This is a genomic window from Microbacterium sp. NPDC019599 (assembly GCF_040632175.1).
Taxonomy (GTDB): domain Bacteria; phylum Actinomycetota; class Actinomycetes; order Actinomycetales; family Microbacteriaceae; genus Microbacterium.
The window spans coordinates 128,508-138,958 of sequence record NZ_JBEYBL010000009.1; the positions used below are offsets into that span (position 1 = coordinate 128,508).

10 protein-coding genes and 1 pseudogene are annotated in these 10,451 nt (G+C 72.6%); 8 read left to right on the forward strand and 3 right to left on the reverse strand.

The genetic code is table 11. The features are described 5' to 3' along the window. The 6 genes and pseudogenes from ABZ477_RS15420 to panB all read left to right on the forward strand — a co-directional run. Positions 1–239 (forward strand): annotated as a pseudogene (locus ABZ477_RS15420) (sugar ABC transporter permease); the annotation flags it as partial. Positions 240–437: 198 nt separating this feature from the next. Then, positions 438–935 (forward strand): MarR family transcriptional regulator, encoded by a 498-nt coding sequence (locus tag ABZ477_RS15425; protein ID WP_360134905.1) that lies wholly within the window; start codon positions 438–440, stop codon positions 933–935. A gap of 115 nt (positions 936–1,050) precedes the next feature. After that, the gene (locus ABZ477_RS15430; RefSeq protein ID WP_360134908.1) at positions 1,051–1,839 is read left to right on the forward strand and encodes a Rossmann-like and DUF2520 domain-containing protein; all 789 of its coding nucleotides are present in this window, start codon (positions 1,051–1,053) and stop codon (positions 1,837–1,839) included. Beyond that, positions 1,836–2,681 carry a pantoate--beta-alanine ligase gene (gene panC / locus ABZ477_RS15435; protein ID WP_360134911.1) on the forward strand — a complete coding sequence of 282 codons (846 nt, stop codon included), beginning with the start codon at positions 1,836–1,838 and terminating at the stop codon, positions 2,679–2,681. The genes ABZ477_RS15430 and panC overlap by 4 nt, the downstream gene beginning before the upstream one ends. Next, positions 2,681–3,076 carry an aspartate 1-decarboxylase gene (panD, locus tag ABZ477_RS15440; protein WP_360134914.1) on the forward strand — a complete coding sequence of 132 codons (396 nt, stop codon included), beginning with the start codon at positions 2,681–2,683 and terminating at the stop codon, positions 3,074–3,076. Before panC ends, panD begins: the two co-directional genes overlap by 1 nt. Then, entirely contained in the window at positions 3,073–3,942 is an 870-nt protein-coding gene (panB, locus tag ABZ477_RS15445; protein ID WP_360134917.1) for a 3-methyl-2-oxobutanoate hydroxymethyltransferase, read from the forward strand. The genes panD and panB overlap by 4 nt, the downstream gene beginning before the upstream one ends. A 444-nt stretch (positions 3,943–4,386) precedes the next feature. On the opposite strand, the gene helR is transcribed toward panB, so the two are convergent. From helR to ABZ477_RS15460, 3 genes are all read right to left on the reverse strand, one after another. After that, entirely contained in the window at positions 4,387–6,522 is a 2,136-nt protein-coding gene (gene helR, locus ABZ477_RS15450) for an RNA polymerase recycling motor ATPase HelR (RefSeq protein WP_360134996.1), read from the reverse strand. A 271-nt stretch (positions 6,523–6,793) separates the two neighbouring features. Next, positions 6,794–7,654: a zinc-ribbon domain-containing protein gene (locus ABZ477_RS15455; RefSeq protein ID WP_360134920.1), complete on the reverse strand. Its 861-nt coding sequence runs from the start codon at positions 7,652–7,654 to the stop codon at positions 6,794–6,796. Between the two features lie 21 nt (positions 7,655–7,675). Then, the gene (locus tag ABZ477_RS15460; protein WP_360134923.1) at positions 7,676–8,290 is read right to left on the reverse strand and encodes a TetR/AcrR family transcriptional regulator; all 615 of its coding nucleotides are present in this window, start codon (positions 8,288–8,290) and stop codon (positions 7,676–7,678) included. Positions 8,291–8,392: 102 nt separating this feature from the next. Between ABZ477_RS15460 and ABZ477_RS15465 the strand changes: the two genes are divergently transcribed. Then, complete coding sequence (locus ABZ477_RS15465; RefSeq protein WP_360134999.1) at positions 8,393–9,202, forward strand: sugar phosphate isomerase/epimerase; 810 nt, start codon at positions 8,393–8,395, stop codon at positions 9,200–9,202. Continuing rightward, positions 9,199–10,335 carry a Gfo/Idh/MocA family oxidoreductase gene (locus tag ABZ477_RS15470; protein ID WP_360134926.1) on the forward strand — a complete coding sequence of 379 codons (1,137 nt, stop codon included), beginning with the start codon at positions 9,199–9,201 and terminating at the stop codon, positions 10,333–10,335. Before ABZ477_RS15465 ends, ABZ477_RS15470 begins: the two co-directional genes overlap by 4 nt. Positions 10,336–10,451: the final 116 nt, after the last annotated feature.

Below are 10,451 nucleotides of genomic sequence, written 5' to 3' on the forward strand. Positions count from 1 at the left end.
AGGCCGGTGACGGCTTCGAGCTCGAGGCGATCTCGGCGGCCTTCATCGGCGGTGCGGCGGTGCAGGGCGGCGTCGGCACGATCGGCGGCGCGATCATCGGTGGTCTCATCATCGGCGTCCTGAACAACGGCATGTCGATCATGGGCATCGGCATCGAGTGGCAGCAGGCCGTCAAGGGCCTCGTGCTGCTGCTGGCCGTCGCCTTCGACGTCTACAACAAGCGCCGCGCGGGCAACTGACCCACGCGCTCCGGCCGGTGCCGACAGCATCCCCTCCGTCAGGAGGTTTCGGGATGCTGTCGGCACCGGCCTTCTCGCATGTCCGGGCAGCTTCCGCCGACGTGCCCCAAGATCGGGCAACCCGATGTCGAGGTGCCGGAAGTTGTGGCATCTCGGCGCGCAGTGACCTGCAGCGGCGAGTTCGGCTACCGTCGGAGCATGCCCCACAGTGCCCACGGCGATGACGAGGTCGACCTCCTCATCGACGCGTGGTCGCGGCTCCTGCCCGAGGTCGACCTGACGCCGCTCGACGTCATGTCGCGCCTCCGCCGCGCGGCCGTGCAGCTCGCGAAGCTGCGCGCGCGGGCCTTCGGGCAGGCCGGGCTCGCCGTCTGGGAGTTCGACGTCCTCGCGGCCCTCCGCCGCGCGGGGACGGAGCTCACCGCGACGCAGCTCGTGACGGCGACCATGATCGGCAGCGCCGCGATGACGACACGGCTCGACAAGCTGTCCGAGCGGGGGCTCGTCGGGCGTCGCCCGAACCCCGACGATGGGCGCGGCATCCTCGTCTCGATCACGCACGACGGGCAGCGCCGCGTCGATGCCGCGATGACGGAGCTCGTGCGTGCCGAGGCGGCCGCGCTGCGCGGCGTGAGCCCCGCCGATCAGGCGAAGCTCGCCGCCGTCCTGCGCCTCCTCGTCGACGGCCGGCCATAGCGCTGCGCCCGCCCCCTCGGCTATGGCCGGCCGTAGCCGTCCGCCCGTTTCCTGGACGCCGTTCAACAAGAAGTAGACTTCACGTGTCCGGAGTCATCACGCCGGATCCCGCGCCATGACCCCTTCCTCCACGCCCTCCCCGCACGCCGTCACGACCGTCAGCGTCGTCGGCGCCGGACGCCTCGGCCGGGTCATGGCACGCGCCCTCCGCGCGGCGGGGTTCGCCGTCAGCGGTCCGACGGGTCGCGGCGAGCCCGTCGAGCCCGCCGACGTCGTCCTCCTGTGCGTGCCCGACGACGCCATCCCCGCCGCCGCGGCGGAGCTCGCCGGCACGGGCCGCCTCCTCGGCCACACGTCGGGTGCGACGCCTCTCGCGGGCCTGCCCGTCGACTTCTCGCTGCATCCGCTCCAGACGTTCGTCGGCGACGAGGGTCCCGCCGCCTTCGAGGGCATCGGGTGCGCCGTCGCCGGCCGCGACGCGGTGGCGACGGATGCCGCGCTCACCCTCGCGACCGCGCTCGGCGCGCACCCGTTCGTCGTGGCCGACGCGCAGCGCGCCGCGTACCACGCCGCAGCGTCCATCGCCGCGAACTACCTCGTGACCCTCGAGGCCGCGGCGGAGCGCATCGCCGGCGCCGCGGGCCTCTCCCCCGCGGACGCGCGCGAGCTGCTCGCGCCCCTCGTCCGCCGCACCGTCGAGAACTGGGCCGCGCTGGGGCCCGAGGCCGCCCTGACCGGCCCGATCGCCCGCGGCGACGACGAGACCGTCGCGCGGCAGCGTGCGGCCGTCGCCGACGCGGCGCCCGACATCCTGCCGCTCTTCGACCTCCTGACCGAGCACACGCGCGTCCTCGCGGCACGCGAAGCCGAGGACGTCATCGCGCCGGAAGCCCTCCTGTCGTGAGGATCATCCGGACGGTCGCCGGGGTCCGCGCCGCCGTCGCCGAGTCGCGCTCGCGCGGCGAGATCGTCGGGCTCGTCCCCACGATGGGCGCCTTCCACGAGGGCCACCTGTCGCTCATCCGCCAGGCCCGCGCCCAGAGCGGCCTCGTCGTCGTGTCGCTCTTCGTGAATCCGACCCAGTTCGGCGCGAACGAGGACCTCTCCGCCTACCCCCGTGACGAGGAGCGGGATGCCGAGCTCGCCCGCGAGGCCGGCGCCGACGTGCTGTTCGCCCCCGCCGTGGACGAGGTCTACCCCGACGGGTTCGCGACGACGATCCACATCTCGGGGATCACCGAGGTGCTGTGCGGCGCTGTCCGCGGCCCGCAGCACTTCGACGGCGTCGCGACCGTCGTCGCGAAGCTCTTCGGCATCGTCGCGCCCGACGCCGCGTACTTCGGCCAGAAGGACGCGCAGCAGATCGTCGTCGTGCGCCGGCTCGTGCGCGACCTCGACATCCCGGTCCGGATCGTCGCCTGCCCCATCGTGCGCGAGGCGGACGGACTGGCGATGAGCTCGCGGAACGTCTATCTGGATGCCGAAGCCCGCGCGCAGGCGACGGGACTCAATCGCGCCCTGACCGCCGCGGAGGCCGCCGTCGCCGCAGGCGTCACGGAGGGCAAGGCGGTCCTGAAGGCGGCGATGGCGGAGCTGACAGCATCCGGAATCGTCCCCGAGTACCTCGAGCTGCGCTCCCCCGACGACCTGCTGCCGGTCGACGTCGTCGAGGGGCCGACGCTCCTCGCCGTCGCGGCGCGGGTCGGCAGGGCGCGACTCATCGACAACCGGATGCTGGAGGCCTGATGCGCCGGACGATGCTCAAGTCGAAGATCCACCGCGCGACCGTCACGGGCAGCGATCTCAACTACGTCGGCTCGATCACGATCGACCCTGATCTGCTGGAGGCGGCCGACATCCTTGAGCACGAGCAGGTGCACGTCGTGGACGTCGACAACGGCTCGCGCTTCGAGACGTACACGATCGCGGGCGTGCGCGGCTCGGGCGACATCCAGGTCAACGGGGCCGCGGCGCGACTCGTCCACCACGGCGACACCGTCATCGTCATCTCGTACGCGGACTACGACGAGGCCGAGCTCGCTGCCTATCAGCCGGTCGTCGTGCACGTGGCCCGCGGCAACCGGATCGTGACGATCGACGACGCCGTCGCCGAGCTGCGCGGCGCCGGGGTGCCCGCGTGAGCTCGCGGCCGGCATCCGACCGCAGGGTGACATTCGCCGACCTCGCCGAAAAGAAGGCGGCGGGCGAGCCGATCGCGATGGTGACGGCGTACGACCACCCGAGCGCCCGCGTCGCCGACGAGGCGGGCGTCGACATCGTGCTCGTGGGCGACTCGGCCGCCATGACGGTGCTCGGCTACGACAGCACCGTCCCCGTGACGGTCGACGAGCTGATCACGCTGACCTCCGCCGTCCGCCGCGGCCTGTCGCGGCCGCTCCTCGTCGCGGACCTGCCGTTCGGCTCGTACGAGGCCTCCGACGAGCAGGCCGTCGCGACGGCGCAGCGATTCGTCAAGACGACGGGGTGCGACGCGGTCAAGATCGAGCGCGGCGGCACCTCGGTCGATCGTGCGCGTGCCATCGTCGCCTCGGGGATCGCCGTCATGGGCCACGTCGGACTCACGCCGCAGACCGCCACTGTGCTCGGCGGCTACCGCTCGCAGGGCCGCACGGCCGACGAGGCGCTCGCACTGTGCCGCAGCGCGCTCGCCCTGCAGGACGCGGGATGCTTCGCGATCGTCTTCGAGGCGATCCCGAGCGACGTGACCGAGGCGATCATGCCCCGCATGCAGGTGCCCGTCATCGGCATCGGCGCAGGGCCCGCCGCCGACGGGCAGGTGCTCGTCTTCCACGACCTGCTCGGCATCTACGAGGGCAGGCCCGCGCGCTTCGTCAAGCGCTACGCCGAGCTGCGCCAGGCGATGATCGACGGCGTCGCGGCGTACGCGGCCGACGTCCGGTCGGGCGGCTACCCCGCGCGGGAGCACGGCTACGCGATGGCTCCCGACGAGTCCGCTCGCCTGCGGGAGCTGCTCACGGCCCTCTGACGGGCCGGGTCGGATGCCGCGGCCAGCGCGGGGTGGATGCCGCGGCCAGCCCCCCTCGGCCGCCAGGCCGGTTCGCAACTCAGGCTGAATCCGGCGACACGCCGTGATCCGGGCCGCCGACACGGCGTGCCGGCACAGCCAGCCTGAATTGCGAACAAGGCGCTGCCGTCACCCACGCTGGCCCGGGCGCCGTGGAAGGAAGCCTCACGCCGCGCCGGTGGACCACTCCACCGGTCCGCAACTCAGGCTGAATCCGGCGACACGCCGTGATCCGGGCCGCCGACACGGCGTGCCGGAGCAGCCAGCCTGAATTGCGAACAAGGGGCGCTCAGCATCCTGCCCGTGCACAACGTCGCCGAATGGCACCGACGTGACGGCTCACGCACTTCCACGACGGCGTGTCGCGGCGACATGGCGACGTTGTGCACAGGGCACCGGCAGGGGTCAGCTGGTCAGGATGACGAGGCGCTGGGTCGCGCGCGTCATCGCGACGTAGCGGTCGACCGCGCCCTCGATCCCCTCGCCGAAGCCCTGCGGATCGACGAGGACGACGAGGTCGAACTCGAGCCCCTTGGCGAGCTCGGGGGTCAGCGACCGCACGCGCGGGGCCTCGGCGAAGGTCGAATCGCCGATGACGCACGCGACGCCCTCGCCGTGGGTCGCGAGCCACTCGTCGAGGATCGCGTCCCGCTCCGCGATTCGGCCATGCAGGACCGGCACGCCCGTCGACCGGATCGACGTGGGCACGTTCGCGTCGGGGATCGCAGCCCGGATGACGGGCTCGGCCTCGACCATGACCTCCGCGGGGGTGCGGTAGTTGATCGTGAGCGACGCGAGCGCGACGTCGCGCAGCCCGATCCGCTCCAGGCGCTCCTCCCACGTCTCGGCGAAGCCGTGGCGGGCCTGCGCGCGGTCGCCGACGACCGTGAAGCTCCGCGACGGGTTGCGCGCGAGGAGCATCGTCCACTCGGCATCCGTCAGCTCCTGCGCCTCGTCGACGACGACATGCGCGAAGGACCCCGCGAGCACATCGGTGGTCGCGGCCTCGACGGCGGACTCGTCGTCGAGCGAATGGACGAAGTCCCGGCCGCGCAGCATCGTCATGAGCATCATCTCGGAGTCGTCGGCCGCGATGAGCTCCTCGGCGACGCGCTCACGCTCCGCCCGCTCCGCCGCGAGGACCGCCTCGCGGCGCTGCTTCCGCCGGGATGCCGACGGATCGCCGAGCCGCCTGCGCGCCGCGTCGAGGAGCGGGAGGTCGGCGACGGTCCAGGCCGCAGCCTCCGGTCGCTGGAGCGCCTCGATCTCGGACACCGTCAGCCACGGCGCGCAGCGGCGGAGGTACGCGGGGACCGACCAGAGATCCGCGACGAGGACGGATGCCTCGATGAGGGGCCACGCGCGGGTGAATGCGCGCGTCAGCTCGTCGTGGCGCGCGAGGGCGCGGCGCAGCAGGTGGGGCGGCACCTCCTCGCCGACCTGGTCCCCGAGGATCTCCAGGAGCGTCTCCCACACCTGGTCGCGCGCCTCGTTGTGCGGCGTGCCCGGCTCGGCGGAGGCGAATGCCTCGGCCCAGTCGGCCGGAGTCACGACGAGGTCGGCCCACGGCGTCGCGACCACGAGCTCTTCGGTCGGCGGCTCCTCGTACAGCCGCACGGCGGGCTCGATCGCCTCGACCATGCGCGCGTCGGCCTTGAGCCGCGCGACGTCGACGTCTCGCTCGGGCACTGCGACGACGCCCTCCGCCACGAGGTCGCGCAGCGTGCACGTGCGCACGCTCTCCTCGCCGAGGCTCGGCAGCACGTCCTCGACGTACGCGAGGTAGGCGGGGCTCGGTCCGACGAAGAGCACGCCCCCGCGCCCTGGCCCGAGACGCGGGTCGGAGTAGATGAGGTAGGCCGCGCGGTGCAGCGCGACGACGGTCTTGCCCGTGCCGGGGCCGCCGTCGACGACGAGCGCCCCCGCGGAGCCCGCCCGCACGACGGCGTCCTGATCGGCCTGGATCGTGCTCAAGACGTCCCTCATGCGCGGCGACCGGCTGCTGCCGAGGCTCGCGATGAAGGCGGACTGGTCGTCCAGGGCGGCCTGCGACTCCAGGGCTTCGGGCGTGAACACCTCGTCCCAGTAGTCGTTGACGCGACCGTTCGACCAGCGGTACCGCCTTCGGCTGACAAGGCCCATGGGGCTCCCGTGGGTCGCCGCGAAGAACGGCTCGGCGGCGGGCGCTCGCCAGTCCACGAGGAGGCGGCCTCCAGCTGCATCACTGAGCCCGAAGCGCCCGATGTAGACGGGGATGCCGCCGTCGTCCGGCACGATGCGGCCGAGGCACAGGTCGAGCCCGAATCTGCCCAGAGCGCGCAGCCGCGCCGTGAGCCGGTGCACCTCGAGATCGCGGTCGAGAGCGGCCTGGCCGTGGTTCGCCCGGAGACTGCGCTGATACTCGAGACGCGACGTCAGGTCGGAGATCGTCAGGGTGAGGCTCTCCGCGATCGCGGCGAAATGCCGCTCGTCGGCGGCGATGAGGGCCGGATCCGCCTTCGCGGCGAGGCGGGGCGGCAGGTCGAAGACGTCGGAAGTCATGTGGGTCACGTGTCAGCTCCAGTATCGTGTCGCGCCACAACGTCGGGGATCGCCACCGCGTCACAGGATCCGGCGGGCATCTCTGCGACTTCGTGGTGATCTGCGACATTGCGGTTGCCGCGCCGGCGCCGGACGACGGATGCTGCGGCACGGCGCGGCATCCGTCATCGGGCGTATTTCCAGCACGACCAGCGATTATGCAACGGGGAGGGGCCCTTGCCGCAAGCCCCCATCCCGCTCGTACAATGGAAAGGGAAGGCGCACCCGGCGCCTACGAGAGGTACGCGTCGACCAGCAGCGGCCCGCGGATGTCGCGGAAGACGTCGATGAGCCGATCCAGCCCCTTGCGGTTCCATCCCGACAGCTGCAGGTCGTAGGGGCCGAGCTTCTCGAGCTTGCCGGTGCGCAGCCGCACGACCTCCCAGTGCGCGGCGCGGAGGGCCCGGTCCTTGCGCCGATCCGTCTCCTCCCGCGACCCGACGTGCTCGAGCCCGAAGCGCCCGATGCTGTCGTATTCGATCGCGATCCGCAGTTCGGGGAGCAGGATGTCGGGCCACACCTCGACGTGATCGAAGAACGGACGCGCGACCCGGACCGCGTTGAATCCGGGCGTGACACCGACCCGCGCGAAGAGGTCGGCGCGCAGCTGCGCCTCGACGGCGGAGGCCGGCGCCGGCGCGCACTCGCTGAGGAACGGCGTGCCCACCGCGACCGCGGGCGTCTTCGTGCACAGGGGCTTCGCGGCCTTCGGACCCTTCGGCCTCGCCGACCCCGCCGGCCTCGCCGTCGCCGCGGGCCTCGCCGACCCGGCGGTGCGGACGCGCCCGGGGTTCGCGAGCGTCGCGCACTCGGGGCACCACGCCGAGCGGCGGCGCTCCCGGCCTGGGCGCCCCCGCTGCTCAGCGGGCGTCGCGACGAACGTGTGACCCGTGTCGCACTGCCACACGAGGAGCACGTCGGCGGCGGGCGGGATCTGCGTCAGCGTGATCCCGGCATTGAGGTCGGGGTGGTACTGGCGGATGAGCGCGGGGTACGGCGCCCACGCCTCACGGTACGTGCCGACGGCGTACGGCACGTCGGCTCCGCGTGAGAACTGACGGCGTGCCCACCACGCCTCGACCCGCTCTGGCATGACGGCACGATAGCGGCGACCTCAGACACCGGCGGGGGGCTCGATGAGCTGCTCGAGCAGCGCGAGCGCAGCATCCTGAGGCGCCGCAGGATCCAGCAGCCACTGCGTCTGAAGGCCGTCGGATGCCGCGATGACGAGCGCCGCGACCGCCATGGGGTCGAGGTCGGCGCGGATCCGCCCGGCGTCCTGACTGCGGCGGACGCGCTCGGCGAGCTCGGCGCGGACGCGGGCGAAGCGCTCCGTCGCAAACGCGCGGGCGGCGGGATGCCCCTCTTCGAGCGCCGCCGCGACGAGGGTCGAGTAGAGCTGGACGAGTCCCGCGACCTCGCGGTTGGCGACCGTCCACTCGCGCATGATCTCGACGGGCGTCGCGTCGGGACCGGCGGGATGCTGTCGATCCCCCCGCCGCTCGGACTCGCGGTACACCTCGACCAGCAGCTCCTCGAGGGAGCCGAAGTAGTGCGCCAGGGCGGCGTGCGTCACGCCGACCTCCTGCGCGATGGCGCGCAGGCTCGTGCGGTCCGATCCGCGCTCGGCGAACACCTCGATCGCGCGGTCCAGGATCTCCTGCCGCCGGGCCACGCCCTTCGCGTACGAGCCCCGCGAACGGGGCGGAGTCGCGGGTTCGGCGGGCATGAAAGCATCCTATTCGATGAAAACCTCCACTCGGAGGTTTTCTGTGCTACCGTGATGACACGATCCCCGCCGCCGTCACCGAAGACCCAGGAGTACATGGCGATGCCCGTCCAGACGTCCGTCCAGCTGTTCACCGTCCGCGAGGCGCTCGAGGCCGACCTCGAGTCGACGCTCGCCGAGCTCGCCGCCCGCGGGTTCACCGCCGCCGAGCCGTACGACTTCGTACGCCGCGCCGAGCCGCTCGCGGCGGCGCTGCGCGCCAATGGCATCGCCGCCCCGACGGGCCACGCATTCCTCGCGTCGACCTCGTTCGTCAACCCGGACGGCAGCGGCACGACGCTCCCCGTGCCCTCGCCCGACGTCGTGTTCGACGCCGCCGATGTCCTCGGCATGACCACGGTCATCGACCCGTACACGGCCCCCGAGCGCTGGACGACCCGCGAGCAGATCGAGGAGACCGCGCGCCTGCTCAACGCCGCGGCCGAGATCGGCGCCGCGCGCGGCATCCGTGTCGGCTACCACAATCACGCGCACGAGCTCGAGGCGACCTTCGACGGCGTCACGGGCCTCGAGCTGCTCGCCAGCCTCCTCGACCCGCGCGTCGTGCTCGAGGTCGACCTGTACTGGGTCGCCCGTGCCGGTCTGGATTCCCCCGCGCTCCTCGAGCGGCTCGGCGACCGCGTCATCGCGGTCCACGTCAAGGACGGCACGCTCGACCCCGAGGCGGTCGCGGCCTATCCCCCGGCCGACCAGGTGCCGGCCGGGCAGGGCGTCGTTCCGCTCGCCGAGGCGCTCGCCGCGGCATCCGCCCTCGAAGTCGCCATCGTCGAGTTCGACCACTACGACGGCGACCTCTTCGGTGCGCTCGAGCAGAGCCTCGCGTACCTCGACGCCCAGGTGGCCGGTCGATGACCGCGGCGGAAGCCGTCGGCGTCGGCCTCATCGGCGCGGGCAACATCAGCGACCAGTACCTCTCGAACCTCACGCGCTTCCCCGACGTGCGCGTGCTCGCGATCGGCGACGTCCGCGAGGACCGCGCCCGCGCGCAGGCCGAGAAGTACGGCGTGCCGGGCTGGGGCGGCGTCGACGCCGTGCTCGGCAGCCCCGACATCGAGATCGTGATCAACCTGACGATCCCGGCGGCCCACGTCGAGGTCTCGCTCGCAGCGATCGCGGCAGGCAAGCACGTGTGGACCGAGAAGCCGATCGGCGTCGACCGGGCGTCGTCGCTCGGCCTTCTCGAGTCGGCGGATGCTGCGGGCCTGCGTGTCGGCGTCGCCCCCGACACCGTGCTCGGCCCCGGCATCCAGACGGCCAAGCGCGCCATCGCCCGGGGGGACATCGGCCGGCCGCTCTTCGCGCAGACGCTGTTCCAGTGGCAGGGTCCGGAGATCTTCCACCCCGACCCCGCGTTCCTGTACGCCGTCGGCGGAGGACCGCTCCTGGACATGGGCCCGTACTACGTGTCGGCACTCATCCACGTGTTCGGCCCCGTCGCGGCGGTCGCGGCGCTGGGGCTCAAGGGAACCGAGTCGCGCGCCGTCCAGGTCGGGCCGCTCGCGGGCCAGGAGTTCCCGGTCGAGGTGCCGTCCACCGTCTCGCTGCTCATGGCGTTCGAGCAGGGCGGCCAGGCGCAGAGCCTGTACTCGACGGACTCGCCGCTCCTGCGCCACGGCGTCCTGGAGATCAGCGGCACCGAGGGCACGATCGTGATCCCCGACCCGAACACGTTCGGCGGCCCGATCACGATCACGCGCCCGCTCGCCGAGGCCGTCGTGCCGCCCGCGCCGGTCGTGCAGGAGAAGCTCGACGTCGCGCAGGAGGGCGTCCTCGTCGGCCGCGGCCTCGGGGTGCTCGACATGGCGCGCTCGATCCGCGCCGGCCGCCCGCACGTCGCGACGGGCCGCATCGGCTATCACGTCCTGGACACGCTGCTCGCGGTCGAGGAGTCGGTCGCGGCCGGCGCCTTCCAGACCGTCGAGAGCACGGTCGACGATCTCGGCGCCCTTCCCGCCGACTTCGACCCGTTCGCCGCGACGCTCTGACACAGGGGGCTCGGCCCTCGCTCGCGAACCCACCCGTTCCGCGCGAACCCACCTGATCCCGTTCACCGGAACGTGTGGGCTCGCCGCGAACGGGTGGGTTCGTCATCGACAGCGAC